Origin of the sequence: Nitrosomonas sp. Nm132 (assembly GCF_900100485.1) — a bacterium.
In the GTDB taxonomy this organism is placed as follows: domain Bacteria; phylum Pseudomonadota; class Gammaproteobacteria; order Burkholderiales; family Nitrosomonadaceae; genus Nitrosomonas.
In genome coordinates, this window is the sequence record NZ_FNDH01000053.1 from 1 (window position 1) to 13,561 (window position 13,561).

Annotated in this window: 17 protein-coding genes; 12 read left to right on the forward strand and 5 right to left on the reverse strand. The window is 45.2% G+C overall.

Translation table 11 applies throughout. The features are described from left to right. The 3 genes from BLP80_RS12945 to BLP80_RS12955 all read right to left on the reverse strand — a co-directional run. The coding region (locus BLP80_RS12945) for an IS110 family RNA-guided transposase (protein ID WP_090543918.1) at positions 1-861 on the reverse strand (861 nt) is incomplete at its 3' end. Positions 862-1,137: 276 nt separating this feature from the next. Further along, entirely contained in the window at positions 1,138-1,584 is a 447-nt protein-coding gene (locus BLP80_RS12950) for a CBS domain-containing protein (RefSeq protein ID WP_090543898.1), read from the reverse strand. A 380-nt stretch (positions 1,585-1,964) separates the two neighbouring features. After that, the gene (locus BLP80_RS12955; RefSeq protein ID WP_090543900.1) at positions 1,965-2,354 is read right to left on the reverse strand and encodes a hypothetical protein; all 390 of its coding nucleotides are present in this window, start codon (positions 2,352-2,354) and stop codon (positions 1,965-1,967) included. A gap of 472 nt (positions 2,355-2,826) precedes the next feature. On the opposite strand from BLP80_RS12955, the gene BLP80_RS12960 reads away from it, so the two are divergent. The 11 genes from BLP80_RS12960 (at position 2,827) to BLP80_RS15740 (ending at position 12,516) form a co-directional block, all read left to right on the forward strand. Continuing rightward, positions 2,827-3,333 (forward strand): aspartate carbamoyltransferase, encoded by a 507-nt coding sequence (locus tag BLP80_RS12960; protein WP_090543903.1) that lies wholly within the window; start codon positions 2,827-2,829, stop codon positions 3,331-3,333. Further along, complete coding sequence (locus BLP80_RS12965) at positions 3,287-4,165, forward strand: sterol desaturase family protein (RefSeq protein ID WP_256325102.1); 879 nt, start codon at positions 3,287-3,289, stop codon at positions 4,163-4,165. The genes BLP80_RS12960 and BLP80_RS12965 overlap by 47 nt, the downstream gene beginning before the upstream one ends. Positions 4,166-4,340: 175 nt before the next feature. Further along, positions 4,341-4,622, forward strand: a complete 282-nt coding sequence (locus BLP80_RS12970; RefSeq protein WP_090543920.1) for a type II toxin-antitoxin system RelE/ParE family toxin — start codon at positions 4,341-4,343, stop codon at positions 4,620-4,622. Between the two features lie 9 nt (positions 4,623-4,631). Further along, positions 4,632-4,988: a HigA family addiction module antitoxin gene (locus BLP80_RS12975; RefSeq protein ID WP_256325103.1), complete on the forward strand. Its 357-nt coding sequence runs from the start codon at positions 4,632-4,634 to the stop codon at positions 4,986-4,988. Positions 4,989-5,344: 356 nt separating this feature from the next. Further along, the gene (locus tag BLP80_RS12985; protein ID WP_090543909.1) at positions 5,345-5,770 is read left to right on the forward strand and encodes a hypothetical protein; all 426 of its coding nucleotides are present in this window, start codon (positions 5,345-5,347) and stop codon (positions 5,768-5,770) included. 234 nt (positions 5,771-6,004) lie between these two features. Next, positions 6,005-7,621 carry an MraY family glycosyltransferase gene (locus tag BLP80_RS12990; RefSeq protein WP_090543911.1) on the forward strand — a complete coding sequence of 539 codons (1,617 nt, stop codon included), beginning with the start codon at positions 6,005-6,007 and terminating at the stop codon, positions 7,619-7,621. 15 nt (positions 7,622-7,636) lie between these two features. After that, positions 7,637-8,257 (forward strand): adenylyl-sulfate kinase, encoded by a 621-nt coding sequence (gene cysC / locus BLP80_RS12995; protein WP_218120452.1) that lies wholly within the window; start codon positions 7,637-7,639, stop codon positions 8,255-8,257. Between the two features lie 188 nt (positions 8,258-8,445). Further along, positions 8,446-9,879, forward strand: a complete 1,434-nt coding sequence (locus tag BLP80_RS13000; protein ID WP_090543913.1) for a lipopolysaccharide biosynthesis protein — start codon at positions 8,446-8,448, stop codon at positions 9,877-9,879. Then, a complete protein-coding gene (locus tag BLP80_RS13005) occupies positions 9,866-11,035 on the forward strand; it encodes a glycosyltransferase family 4 protein (RefSeq protein ID WP_090543915.1) in 1,170 nt (389 codons plus the stop codon). The genes BLP80_RS13000 and BLP80_RS13005 overlap by 14 nt, the downstream gene beginning before the upstream one ends. Before the next feature lie 17 nt (positions 11,036-11,052). Beyond that, positions 11,053-12,231 (forward strand): O-antigen ligase family protein, encoded by a 1,179-nt coding sequence (locus BLP80_RS13010; RefSeq protein ID WP_090543916.1) that lies wholly within the window; start codon positions 11,053-11,055, stop codon positions 12,229-12,231. A gap of 141 nt (positions 12,232-12,372) precedes the next feature. After that, positions 12,373-12,516 (forward strand): hypothetical protein, encoded by a 144-nt coding sequence (locus BLP80_RS15740; RefSeq protein ID WP_176754370.1) that lies wholly within the window; start codon positions 12,373-12,375, stop codon positions 12,514-12,516. An 18-nt stretch (positions 12,517-12,534) separates the two neighbouring features. On the opposite strand, the gene BLP80_RS15960 is transcribed toward BLP80_RS15740, so the two are convergent. Beyond that, a complete protein-coding gene (locus BLP80_RS15960) occupies positions 12,535-12,816 on the reverse strand; it encodes a transposase (RefSeq protein WP_218120453.1) in 282 nt (93 codons plus the stop codon). Further along, the gene (locus BLP80_RS15965; protein WP_218120454.1) at positions 12,806-13,252 is read right to left on the reverse strand and encodes a transposase; all 447 of its coding nucleotides are present in this window, start codon (positions 13,250-13,252) and stop codon (positions 12,806-12,808) included. The genes BLP80_RS15960 and BLP80_RS15965 overlap by 11 nt, the downstream gene beginning before the upstream one ends. Positions 13,253-13,277: 25 nt before the next feature. Here BLP80_RS15965 and BLP80_RS13020 point away from each other — a divergent pair, with 25 nt between their 5' ends. Further along, the gene (locus BLP80_RS13020) at positions 13,278-13,487 is read left to right on the forward strand and encodes a WecB/TagA/CpsF family glycosyltransferase (RefSeq protein WP_090543924.1); all 210 of its coding nucleotides are present in this window, start codon (positions 13,278-13,280) and stop codon (positions 13,485-13,487) included. Positions 13,488-13,561: the final 74 nt, after the last annotated feature.

A 13,561-nucleotide genomic window follows, 5' to 3' on the forward strand; every position in this document is an offset into this window, starting at 1 on the left:
GCGGATGACCGCTCGCGTTCCATGAATCAACAGGGTACGCAGATAAGCATCTCCGCGCTTGCTGATACCCAGTAATGTCTGCTTGCCCCCGCTGGAGTGTTGCCTGGGTACTAACCCAAGCCATGCTGCTAATTGCCTGCCGCTTTTGAACTCCATGGCATTGCCTACTGTGGCTACCAGAGCACTTGCCGTGATCGGACCAATACCAGCAATGGCTTCCAATCTTTGACTGGCATCATTTTCCTTGTGCCAAATCTTGATTTGTAGCTCTAACTCTTTCACCTGACGATCCAGTTCCTTAAGGTGGTCACTCAGCCTTTCCAGCAATCGGCGCAGGGTTCCAGGTAAACCATTTTCAGCATCTTCCAAAATAACTGGCATATGCTTGGCAATCGAATAGATGCCACGTGGCATAATAATGCCAAACTCGGAGAGCAAACCGCGTATCTGGTTTGCCTGAGCAGTTCTCGCCTTCACAAATCCCTGTCTGGCTCGGTGCACTGACAGGATGGCCTGTTGCTCAACATTCTTGATCGGTACAAAGCGCATATTGGGTCGAGTAACCGCTTCGCAAATCGCTTCCGCATCGGCCATATCATGTTTGTTGGTCTTGACATAAGGTTTGACAAACTGAGGAGACATGAGCTTAACGGTGTGCCCAAATTCACTCAGCTTCCTTGCCCAATGATGTGAGCTACCGCAGGCTTCCATCCCAATTAGGCAAGGCTCCAGATTAGCGAAGAACTTCGCCATCTCGCCTCGGCGGAGTTGCTTGCGCACCATGACCCTCCCATGGAGATTTATTCCGTGAATCTGAAACACTTCCTTTGCCAGATCAATTCCAATTGTCGTAATTTTCATGTCGGACGCTCCTCTCTAGTTACAGGGTTTTAAACAACACTACTTTGGCACCTCGTTGCCATTTAGGGTAGTGGGCGTCCATTCCATTACTTCAAAATCCGGTTTTTATTATCCCTCATCCGGCCTTCTCCCAGCGGGAGAAGGTATAGCTGCTGAATTTTGAAGTGCGATGAGTATATAAATTGCCCAGCACAACTGGGCAAGATTTTTAGCAACGGGAGATCTGCTTTGGGTAATTGACCCGCCCAAGAGAGCGCCGGATGTCATCAGGGAAACTTACAACCCAATCTCAGGCGTGTCATATATATAACGTTCGAGCTGTTTAATGACAAATTGATGCTCTGAAATCGTATCTTTCACCAAATCACCAATAGAGAGTAACCCTATTAATTTGCCCTCTTCAATAACGGGTAAATGGCGTACCCGCATCTCGGTAATCAGCGCCATGCAATCTTCATTTGTATTATCCAGACCAACATAGACTATTTGACGCGACATGATTTCCTTGACCAGCGTGTCTTTTACGGGCTTATTCAGCAAATATGACTTACGTGAGAAATCCCTTTCTGTCAGGATTCCAATCGGCTTATCGTCTCTCATGACCAGCAATGCACCAATATTATTGGCTGCCATCAGCTGCATGGCATCGAAAACTGATGCTTCCGGGTCAATAGTAACAACCTTATGCCCCTTCCCATTCAATAGTTGTTTTACAGTTTTCATATCATGCTCCTTTTTGAGTAAAAAATCCCTGGTTCGTCATTCTCAATCACGCTGTCTAGTTTATAGCATCTTATCCGCCACAACCAAGCGGGTTATAGGTAAGATGGTATAAAAGTAAAAGGCAAATGAATAGTCAATATCTCTTATCTTGCGAGAGATTTCTGATTCTCAAGCTATCATCATGGGATGAAATGCAAACAGGCGATTATTTTTATTGTTTCTGCCTATTAACCAGCCAGCAGATCATGCTGCTTACTTGCAACAAAAAGAATATTTTGTGATGTGATTGCACGATGTGTTTGTGGTATCCGTGCAACCACTCTAATGGCTAAATAATGGCTAAAAGAAACCACTCCAAGCGAGTGTATTTGACAAAATTATCAGATTATTCCTAATAATTTTTGCAGGCACTTATCGATAAATGGTTGAAATACGCCCATAAAATTATCCAGATGGAGTATGCCCACAATCAATATCAATAGTCCGCCGATAATGATGCCACGCTTTAGGCCCCATACAAAACTGACCGAAGCAGGCGCTCGCAGGTAAGATGGATTCGAATATGAAAATATGATTTTCATAATAGCCAGCAGCACCCCAAACAATACGCACCAGGAAAATAAGCTAAATGAGCGATACAATCTTGTTCCTAAATCTTCCGATGCCCACTCAATGACTGAAAAACGCAAACAAATAATAACAACGAGTAGCAGCACGAATGAATTCCAGAATCCACCAAATCTCGCCTTCATTTCACTTTCGAAGCTCATGTGATTCTCCCTTCAAAAAAATAGAAAATTCCTTTAAGTTCAGATATCTACCTACTTGCTTCCAGATATGGCTACCTGAACAACCGATATTATCATGTCATCCAGTAGATTTTCTTTCGTCATCGAAAAAATTTGCCAGCGCGTTAGGCACCTTAAGCTGCTCCCAGACACATTCCAAATCAATGAGATCGCTGCTTTTACCTCGCTTAACCCGAATAGTTCATAAATTCGCGTGATGATCACGCAGGATTTTGATTAATAGGGAAGTTTTGAGAAAGAGGGGTCTAGTGATTCATACACCCGACTGAGCAAAATCTTTCTTATTAATCAAAAGACAAGTGAGGGCACGTGCCAATTTATGAACTATTCGGGTTAAGCACATGGCGTAAATTTAGTGCAGAGGTAAAACAATTGACCTCGTTAATTGGTCTAACTCTACTCAAATTCCAGTCAAATTTAAAAAGAGGCCGCCATGAAGCAATTTTTTGTATTCTTATCATTTGCACTATTTGTCATCATTCCAGCTCATGCCGTGGAACCAGCGGATGAAAAACGGCTTGATGAAATCGCAGAACGTGGAACTCATGTCATGCCATTCGATCTGGAGAAAACGACACATGTTTTCACCAAAACGACTGAGGGCGGAGTTCAGCAGGTTATCGCCAAGAATCCCCTTGATTCTGAGCAAATTCGTTTAATACGCGAGCATCTATCAGAAATCTCGACAGAATTCAGGCAAGGTAATTTTTCCAAACCAGCGCAGATTCATGGTAATGACATGCCAGGACTGGCCGCATTAAAATCCGCTCAAGCTGGGCAGATCAAGATTGAATACAAGGAGCTCCCTGATGGCGCACAGATTAACTACTCATCTGAATCGTTATCACTAATCAAAGCAATCCATCAATGGTTTGATGCCCAGTTAAGTGACCATGCCCGTCATGCCGCGCCAGGGCATCCGCATCAGCACCCTCATTAATCATCTTTTTCCAGGTAGCAGACTTGCTTATCCATTCATGCCTTCCGAATATGAAATAACCCTCAGGCTAAGTTTTTTCTTCGGCATCTTCATGCTCATGGCAGGGTGGGAAGCCTATGCACCCAGACGTCATTTGACTGTTTCAAAAATACTGCGCTGGCGCAACAACCTCGCACTCACCCTGCTCAATAGCCTTATCCTGCGGTTGGTCTTTCCTATCACAGGGACGGGTATGGCCATTTATGCGCAAATCAATGGATGGGGATTGTTCAATTGGGCGCAGGCCCCCGCCTGGCTTGCGCTTATCGTTAGCGTCATCCTGCTGGATCTGGTGATTTACTGGCAACACGTGATGATGCACGCCCTCCCCTTGTTATGGCGGATACACCGTGCACATCATGCTGATCTGGATATCGATGTGACGACGGGCGCGCGTTTCCATCCGCTTGAAATGCTGCTTTCGATGCTCATCAAATTTGCAGCAATCATGATCCTGGGCGCGCCGGTGCTCGCTGTGCTGATTTTTGAAATCGTGCTCAACGTCATGGCCATGTTCAATCACAGCAACATCCGCCTGCCGCTCATGCTGGATCGCATATTGCGCCAACTGATTGTCACGCCTGATATGCACCGCGTTCATCACTCTGCCATCAGGCAAGAAACGAACAGCAATTACGGATTTAATCTCGCTATCTGGGATAAATTATTTGCTACCTACCGTGATCAGCCGAAGATCGGTCACAGTCATATGACTATTGGTCTAAGCGAGTGGCGTGACACGGCACTCTGCTGCCGGTTGATAAACATACTCATCATTCCGTTCCGAAAATAAATTTTCTGAGCATTTATTCGGGTTGAAAATTCAACTTACCGGTGACTGCGGCAACCGCTGTGGGGAAGTATTTTGAGTACTTGAGCGGAAGGATAAGGGTGACGAGTATAGTTTGAAGTATTCGGGTTAAGTATGTTGCTTGTCGTATAACGTCATACGTTATACGATTCTGTTCATGATCAAAACTTTCGCCACGAAAGAAACGGCAGCTTTGTTTGCCAACGAGAAGATCAGGCGACTGCCGCCGGAAATTCTCCAGGTTGCCCGCCGTAAATTGGTGCAACTGCACCGCGTTTCCTCCATTGAGGAATTGCGTATTCCGCCCGGAAACAGGCTTGAAAAACTATCTTGTAACCGGGATGGACAATGGAGCATCCGGATCAATAACCAATGGCGAATTTGTTTCCGATTTGAAGCAGGAGACGCGTTTGACGTCGAGATTACCGGTTACCATTAAGGGATTTACATGATGATTATCCGTATCGAAGATCTGGAGAACATGGATTTCAGCGACGTTGCTGAAGGCGGAAAATTGCGCCCTATCCATCCCGGAGAGATTCTGCGGGAGGAGTTTCTTGTTCCGTTGAGCATAACTCCCCATGCGCTTTCTTTGGCATTGCAAATTCCAGCTACCCGCATTAACGATATCGTGCGCGAGCGCCGCGCGATCACCATCGACACTGCGCTCAGGTTGGCGCGATATTTTGGCAACACCGCTGAATTCTGGATGGGAATTCAAATCGATTACGACATAGCGATTACTCGCGATTCCTTACGTGATGCATTGAATCGAATTCAACGATTTGAGCCTTCCCATGCATGATCGGGATGAATCATCTACAAAGAATTCGTCATAGAATCGAGCGACAATGTGTTGCCGATTTGGGATTTTCACCGGAAAATAGCATGATTTTGTCGAGCAAATCCTCTAAGTTAACGACATATTGTCAAATAATTGCAGAATTATACTCATCGCACTTCAAAATTTGGCAGCTATACCTTCTCCCGCTAGGAGAAGGTTGGATGAGGGATTATGAAAGCCTAATTTTGAAGTGTGATGAGTATAATCAAAAGACAAGTGAGGGCACGTGCCAATTTATGAACTATTCGGGTTAGTTGCCAAATCAAATGGAGGCATATAAGGTATCAAGACGTTAGCGATTTAGGAAGGAAGTCAGCATGCCTGAAAAAATAGAAAATCTGGGGAACTTTCTGATGGCAATCATAGGACTGCTAAAGCTCATCGAAAAATCTGGCCTGCTTCTTTTTCGCTCAAATTTCAGAACCAACTACAGCCATAGCCTGGAAGAAGTCCTTCCCAGATTGGAAAAATTAAAAGAACACGATCATATCCAATTCCCAACCGATTTTGAGGCTATGATCGAATCAGGCCTAACGGGTAATCAACTCGATCTCAAGCTTGAATCCTTCGAATACAGTTATATTGAATTTCATGAAGAAGGAGGTCTTGAAAATCTAGTGCTGGTTCTTGATAAAGGCCGAATCTTGCTGAACAGTATCGCTGGCGCCGCGCCAGGCTTTGGCTCCTTTGCCCAAGAACTCATCGAATTCATCATCAAAGAATTGAAGCAACGAAAAGCTTAGAAAAATAGACGCTATTCAAGCCATCAGAGTCATAGCGACTGGATGTACACTAGCCCGAAAGACCTGAACACTTACTCAGAGGAAGCTGAAAATAAACAAAATGCTAAGGAAACAATAATACTTGTCGCAAGTAAATGACAACTATTAACGGGCATAACCGTATAGTGGCTTCAAATAAATTTAACATAGCGCTGCTACCATGATTCGTAGTTCTAATTTATAACGGGTTAAATTATGATCTCTACTAATCCCATAGCTCAAACGATCTTCTTATTTGCCCTCAGCACTGCATTGTCAGCCATAGTTATCCGTTTTGCTATCTCAGTGGCGCTTACCTATGGCATAGCAGATCATCCCGGTGGTCATAAGCAACATGACACCATCACACCCTTTGTCGGTGGCGTGGGAATCTTGATAGCCTTATCAATAGCACTCATCATGCTGTTCAATACTCATCCTGAGGAAACGCTGAAATGGTTGGGGCTAGGACTGGGATCCATCGTCATTTTCGCCACAGGCTTCGCAGATGATTTATGGCAGCTTAATTACAAAGTGCGCCTGATCATTCAAGCCGCGGTCGCACTTGTCATGGTTCTGGCAGGCGGGGTCGTGCTCACTAATCTTGGCAGCCTCCTTCCTGATCTGACACTAGAGTTGGGGCTGCTTGCAGTTCCTTTCACGATCTTTGCCACTATCGGCGGAATCAACGCGCTCAACATGATCGACGGAATGGATGGGCTTGCAGGATCGTTATCCCTGGTTAGCCTGCTTCTGATCAGCACCGTTGCTTTCATTGCTGGCGATTCATCCAATCTCACGTTAGCCGCCGCACTTGCCAGCGGCACGATAGGTTTCTTATATTTCAATCTTCGCCATGCTTCACAACGCCGTGCCAGGGTTTTTCTGGGTGATAACGGCAGCATGCTGCTCGGATTCCTCTTTGCCTGGCTACTGGTCGATCTCTCGCAAGAACCTAATCAAGCCATGACGCCCGTAACAGCCATCTGGCTATTCTCCATTCCACTGATGGATACCATCAGCGTCATGCTGCGCCGCGTTGTATTAAGGAAATCCCCCTTTATACCGGATCACAATCACCTGCATCATATTCTGCTGCATGCTGGCTTCAGAATCGAAGATACCGTTATTGCTATCGCGTCGCTGCACTTGCTATTTGGCATAATAGGGTTGGCAGGCTTATATCTGGGTGCACCCGAATTTGTCATGCTGCTCGGTTTTCTGCTTGTCTACGCCGGTTACTTCTATGTAACCCAGCGCCCATGGTATTTCATCATGGCGTTACGTCATCTGCATACTATTTTGGGGCTGACGCCTGTTGAAAAGCAGGGGTTATTCTTAGGCAGCTATACAGCCCAGGAAGCGGAGAGCCTGGTCAGACAAGTCTCTGGACAATTGGGACCCAGCGTGGACTCCTGGGTGCAAGTTTTAGAAAAACACTCGTTGCAGCGGGATGCTGGCAAGCGCTATGCGGTTGCCGTTAATATCCGGATGGTGAGTAATGATTGTGCTACTGACGACGAGATCAAACAATATGTCGCCTTACTACAACAACGGATGATGGAACAACGGGGCATCCAGATACGCCCATTCTTCGAGCGCAACAGCAAGAACGATCGAAGAAGCCAGAATCGCGGCAACCCCGCCGGCACTGAGTTACGTGTTTCGGAAAGACGTAACCCCGATACGGGACTGCTCATACTCGAAGTCATGTTTGACAAGCTAACACTCGGCCACCCCCCTGCTTCTGGAACAGAAAAATCATTTTCTGAATCTCCGGCACAATCGAGAACGCAATCTACTTTGCAAGAAACTCATCAAGTTGATGAATAGCCCAGAGATTCCATCGTGACTGATCAATTCCCTCCTTCCGGTAATATCACCTGGCATCATGCCACCGTTACCCAAGCAAGGCGTGAAGCGCTAAATGGCCATCGTGGCGCAATTCTGTGGCTTACCGGATATTCTGGCGCAGGCAAATCCACGCTTGCGCATGCTGTCGAAGCACATCTGCATCAATGTGGTTATCGGACATTTGTCCTGGATGGTGATAATGTCCGCCATGGCCTTTGCAGCGATCTTGGTTTCACACCGGAAGATCGGGTGGAAAATATTCGCCGCGTCGGGGAAATCGCCAAGCTCTTCATGGAAGCAGGCATCATTGTCCTGACCGCCTTTATCTCCCCCTTCCGTGCAGAACGTAAACGTGCCCGCAGTTTGGTCGAGCAGGGTGATTTCATTGAAATCTACTGTGATTGTCCCATCAAAATATGCGAATGGCGTGACGTAAAAGGCCTCTACAAAAAAGCGCGCGCAGGACAAATTACCGAATTTACTGGCATATCCTCTCCCTATGAAGCACCTGAGAACCCTGAACTTATCGTCAACACAGGTACAGCAGACCTGGCTGCTTGCGTACAGCAAGTGATTGGTGAAATAAAGCGACGGGGAATTATTGAGATCACTTAATTGCCCATTCATTAAACCCATTAAACCCATGCCTTTAATAGAAATAGCCATAAATTACAGATTCAGGGAATTGGTAAGTTCACGGCATGGTCTCCTGTGTTTACTTGGGCTAAACGATAAGTCAGAACAAGGTGACATAAACAGATCATGACAGGCATCAGGAATACAAATAACGCAGGCTAGCTCAAATGCTCAATCGATTACGTTTTGGTCCTCGTTTGCACTATTTGCTAGCACATCTTCCGCATATGCTGCTAGGTGTAGCCTTGGTTTTGGTGTTCTCCAGATTAGTTGATGCTGAAGAATTCGGGCAATATGCAAAGGGTTTTGCGTATATCAATATTGCAGGTGCCTTGCTATATGGCTGGCTGCAAATCTCTTTGTTACGTTTGGCTGAAGGTAAAGAAAATAATGCTGGTCCCAGATTTGGTACTATTCTCCTGGCGATCATCTTACCCATTGCACCCTGTTTCCTGCTTGCTGCTTTATTTGACTGGTTTGATCTCATAGCATACCCCCTTGCAGCGGCCTCTGCTGCAGTCGCGTATGGCTCTTCGATTTGCCTCTCACAATACGCACGAGGTATCAATAATGCCAGGCTCTATGGTTTATTAGGCGCTACTCGTTTGCTAGTGGTATTTGTGAGCGCTTATGTACTGACTCAATACATCCCGAATGCCGCATCTTTGTTATACGCACTGGCCGCGGGTGGTGTAGCAGCTACTCTCATGGGTGTTATTTTTATCACTTTAACCAGCTCAAAAAACTTACCGCCCACAGCAGTTGCACCGCGTCACGAAACAAAATCAGTAAGCTTAAACGATTTATTTCGTTACGGTGCGCCCGCCTCTCTTTCCTTAGTGACAGTCATGCTGTTGATTCATGGTGACCGCTTCATCATCGGATTACTAATGAGTGATGCTGAAACAGCTTATTACAGTGCGCAAGCGGATCTGGCACGCCAGATGATTTATCCCATCATTGCTGCACTTAGTATTTCTTTAGTTCCACAAGCTTTAAAGAAAAATCGTGAACAAGGCATCGAAATAGCCAGAAAATTTGTAGATAAAGAAAGCACGGTTACTCTTAACCTAATTCTGCCAATTCTGATTATGTTGCTTGTTTTTGGCAATGACATCATGAAAATAATACTTCCGACAGGTTATGTGGACAGTACAACAAATATTGCTGCATTGGTTGCGGTAGGCGCCTTCTTGACCGGGTGTCGGCTTGTAAGGTTCGATCCACTATTTCATCTTGATTTTAAGCCTTCCAGAATTGGTTTTTCGGCACTAGCTGGTTTACTTTGCTGGATTGTTGGGATTATGCCTTTGATTACTTTTTATGGAACAACAGGAGCGGCTTGTGCTGGGATCCTGAGTGCAATGGGCGCTCTCATATACGCCTATAGTACTACTGTATTTAATGGAATAACTAACCCAGTTCTTGCCAAAACTACTGCAATATTCTGTTTGCTTTTAATAGTCCCAACATTGATCGCGCAGCAAGTAATGACAGCAATTGGCGGAACGACCATAGTAAGTTTATCGCTGACTATTTTTATCCTTTATACGTTTGTTTTGATTTTGTTCAGATGGACGACTTCACGTGAAAAACAATAAACTACTCGGACTGCACATTGTTACAGATTTTCCTGGGCCGTACGCCCCACCTTGGACAACCTTGGCGATTCATGACTGTATTACCGCCGTGTCTGATGTCATAAATAGTGTAGTCCTGGTTCCTCGGCGCACCCGTTCACCCTCTCGTACCCAAATCATTGCCAAGCAGAATGAGCTTCACATTCAATTGTTTGATCCGGTCGCGACCATGTTGCCTGATTTCTGGCAACGACTTGACTGGATCAATCTGGTTAAAGCCAATCTTCTGGGTCAGGTCAAGCCAAATTTTGTTCATTCCCATAAACTCAGCTATGAGGCGAGAATCGGAGACTTGCTAGCCAGCTATTTCAATGTACCTCATATCATTACAATTCGCGGCAGCTCAGACACGCATCATCGACATCACTGGCCTTGGACCAGGATGCTATACAGGAATATTCTTACACGTAGCCGACTCAATCTATGGTTATCGGTTTGGGCAAGATCAATTATTACCAATAAAACCGGTTACCACCCTACTGCTAAGGATATAGAATTTCCCAATGCGGTACCATTAGGCGCGCTGTATGCTCAACAAGTTGAGTCAAACCCAAAAAGAAATTCACTTGTTTGTATTTGCAGGTTGGATCTTTATAAGCAGAAAGGAATCGTGGCTTTACTACGAGGTTTAGCATCTGCATGTTCCAAAATAACCGATTTGACTCTAGATCTGATTGGTCCTTGTGGAGAACAGGCACAAAAAATATTACAAGATTCTATAAACAATCTTGGTCTTAGCAAGAATGTAAGATTGTTAGGGCCTATGGCACGGCATGAAGTGATCGGAAAATTGGGTAATTATGCAGCAATGATCATGTTATCCAGAAATGAAACCTTCGAATTAGTTTATGCGGAGGCATTGTTATCGGGAGTTCCAATTGTTTACCTAAGAGGAAGTGGAGTGGATGGTTATGAGTTTGCCAAAGAATATGGTATCGCATGCAAAGACCTCTCAACTACTTCTATCTATGCCGCGTTGATTGAGATGTCATTGCGACAACCTGATTTGCATAATCAAATTTCAGCCGCCCTCTCCTCTGGGAAGCTAGATTTCCTTACCAGCCCAGGCCAGGCCAAGTTGTATTCAAAAATTATCTCGCAAGCAGTAGGACACTAGATTGGCAGAAAAGACAAATGAAACTATCACGCCACACAGCAGCCTATATATCAGTATTCTGTGTCTTCTTTATAAACGCAGTAGACGTCAGCCAAGCAAAGGCAATTGAGTCGTGGATCAAAATGGCCGCAACCGCACTTGTGATCGTACTTGCATTGGCCTTTTATCTACATTCGTTAGGTTCTCACAAAAAAGTCATGAATCAAACAGGGCTGCACTGGGTTGTTTGCTTGATCACGCTGGCTGGACTTTCATTAGCCTGGTCCATTGACTCGTCTGCAACAGGAACTGCGATTGTTGCCTGGATTTATACCTTGTGTGCAGCTTATTTACTGATAGGTCTTGGAATACCAACAGCCATGACAATTATAGTTATCAGCTTTGCATGGTTGTGTGCGATCAGTCTTGCGTTGTCACTCACATGGCCGGACGCCTTCATGCTTAATCAGGGAATCATGCGTTTCCGGGGAATCTTCTATGGCCCGCATGCGCTAGCACGACCTGCAGCAATATGTCTGTGCATTATCGCATCTGGTGTGTTATTGGTTCGCAAGCCTGTATTATTCGTGCTTGCTCTAGTCATAGGCACTTCCCTTTTGTTGACATTCAGCCGGCAGGCGATAACTGTCATGATGATAGGCGTGGCCATTGCCGTGCTTATGAGAGCGCGCACATACTCGCATGCTGTGATTATTGGCTCCGCAGGTGCTTTTCTGTTAATTGGGCTATCTTATGCTTACATATCTGGTCACGGTTTAACAGAAATTGCCTCATTCGATGATGGCAATGATGTGCAGAGCCTTACTGGAAGAACTTTCATCTGGGAAGCCACACTCCTTCTTATTCAGCAGAAACCTTATTTTGGTTACGGCTTTGGGGCGGGTGGCATAGCCTTACAGGATTATTATAGTGCCGGAGCATATAATTGGACTACGTATAACGCGCACAATGCTTTCTTGCAAATTCTGCTCGATCTTGGAGTAGCAGGATTGACCGTGTTCCTGCTTATGCTGGGATACTGGCTCATCAGGAGTTTTTCCATGTTTCCGGTCCTTTTTTTCCCTGTTCTCATATGCGTCATGCTGTTATCGTTTGTCGAGCGTGGTTTCTACAGTGTTGGAGGATTTATTCCGTTGGTACTTATGTTGGTGTTGTTATCGCGTAGCCATCACATAAGTGGAAGGTTAAACGCATAGTTTATAACGCTATTATTTTGATGCGCTGCTATTCATATTTTTCTGAAAAGAGATGAATCGATAGTCAATGCCGATTGCATAGTAATACTTATCGCACTCATAATTTCATCAGTTTACCAATTAATTTTAAATGGATTTGCCATGATCACACCTAAACGAATTCAAGTACTTGACACACAAGTTGATTGCATCAATATGACAGGCGCACTTAAATATGTTGATCACCATATTCTAACCGGCAATAAGGCAGATACCATCCTGGCGGTCAATCCTGAAAAGATTTAGAAGTTGTCTGGTAAAACATTAGACGCATTTTGCAAGTGTTATTTTCATCATGGCGATTCGAATCATGTTTTCGGCAGTAGCAGGCAAGATTTCGAAATCCTTGGATAAACGGCGAAAGTTACCAGGCCAGGAAAACGTGCGCTCGACCACCCATCGCTTCGGTAACACAGCCCATTTACCTTCGATTTTCTCTGAAATGTGCAAGGCCAGGCCTAGCCCACTAGCTGCGAAATCAACTGCTGTACCCCGATAGCCGACATCCCCTGAGAATGCTTTGAGTGAAGGGTATTTAAGCAACACTTTCCAACGCACTGCAAGCACTTTTGGTATCGCTCACATTGGCAGCATGAACTTTGACGTGGAGTAAATTATCGGGAATGTCTACCACGATATGCCGCTTGTGACCTTTATCTTTTTTGCCACCATCGATGCTGGCGTACTGGGTTTTCACGCTTTGTGCATCAATGATGGCATAACTGGGTACGGCACAACGTCCCGCTTTTTGATGAGAAAAGAGCGCCAATTTATCCAGGCATTTCTCCCGGATACCACGCTTGTTCCACCGGCTAAAATGATCGTAAACAGTCTGCCAGAGAGGAAAATCGTTCGGCATCAGCCGCCACTGGATACCGCCTTTGACAACATACAGAATGGCATTCACAATGGTTTTTTTGCTATGTTTGTGACTATTGTCGCGTTTGCTGACAGGATCAAACTCTTTTTTATCAAGTTCCATTCCTTATCATTTATATCCGTTTTGTATGCGTGTAGCCGGTGCTGATCTGATGCAGCAAATCTGTGCACAAGCTGAGAAAAAGGGCTATAGGATTTTTATCTACGGCGCGAAGAAAGAAGTAAACCGAGGTGCAGAGCGCCTGCGTGAACGTCATTCTGCTATCCAGATCGTTGGCCGCGCCAATGGCTACGGCAAAGAAGAAGACATGGGTGCACTAGTACTCAGTCATTCTTGAAATGTCGGCTAAAGCTCCCCATACTCTCGAGCTTCAACGTAGAATGGAAGTGGGCCAATGGCAAAGAAATACAT

Bases quoted from the DNA above. Each gene is read 5' to 3' on its own strand.
- BLP80_RS12950 (WP_090543898.1), bottom strand. From the start codon at position 1,584: ATGAAAACTGTAAAACAACTATTGAATGGGAAGGGGCATAAGGTTGTT.
- BLP80_RS12955 (WP_090543900.1), bottom strand. From the start codon at position 2,354: ATGAGCTTCGAAAGTGAAATGAAGGCGAGATTTGGTGGATTCTGGAAT.
- BLP80_RS12960 (WP_090543903.1), top strand. From the start codon at position 2,827: ATGAAGCAATTTTTTGTATTCTTATCATTTGCACTATTTGTCATCATT.
- BLP80_RS12965 (WP_256325102.1), top strand. From the start codon at position 3,287: ATGCCCGTCATGCCGCGCCAGGGCATCCGCATCAGCACCCTCATTAAT.
- BLP80_RS12970 (WP_090543920.1), top strand. From the start codon at position 4,341: ATGATCAAAACTTTCGCCACGAAAGAAACGGCAGCTTTGTTTGCCAAC.
- BLP80_RS12975 (WP_256325103.1), top strand. From the start codon at position 4,632: ATGATGATTATCCGTATCGAAGATCTGGAGAACATGGATTTCAGCGAC.
- BLP80_RS12985 (WP_090543909.1), top strand. From the start codon at position 5,345: ATGCCTGAAAAAATAGAAAATCTGGGGAACTTTCTGATGGCAATCATA.
- BLP80_RS12990 (WP_090543911.1), top strand. From the start codon at position 6,005: ATGATCTCTACTAATCCCATAGCTCAAACGATCTTCTTATTTGCCCTC.
- BLP80_RS13000 (WP_090543913.1), top strand. From the start codon at position 8,446: ATGCTCAATCGATTACGTTTTGGTCCTCGTTTGCACTATTTGCTAGCA.
- BLP80_RS13010 (WP_090543916.1), top strand. From the start codon at position 11,053: ATGAAACTATCACGCCACACAGCAGCCTATATATCAGTATTCTGTGTC.
- BLP80_RS15740 (WP_176754370.1), top strand. From the start codon at position 12,373: ATGATCACACCTAAACGAATTCAAGTACTTGACACACAAGTTGATTGC.
- BLP80_RS15965 (WP_218120454.1), bottom strand. From the start codon at position 13,252: ATGGAACTTGATAAAAAAGAGTTTGATCCTGTCAGCAAACGCGACAAT.
- BLP80_RS13020 (WP_090543924.1), top strand. From the start codon at position 13,278: ATGCGTGTAGCCGGTGCTGATCTGATGCAGCAAATCTGTGCACAAGCT.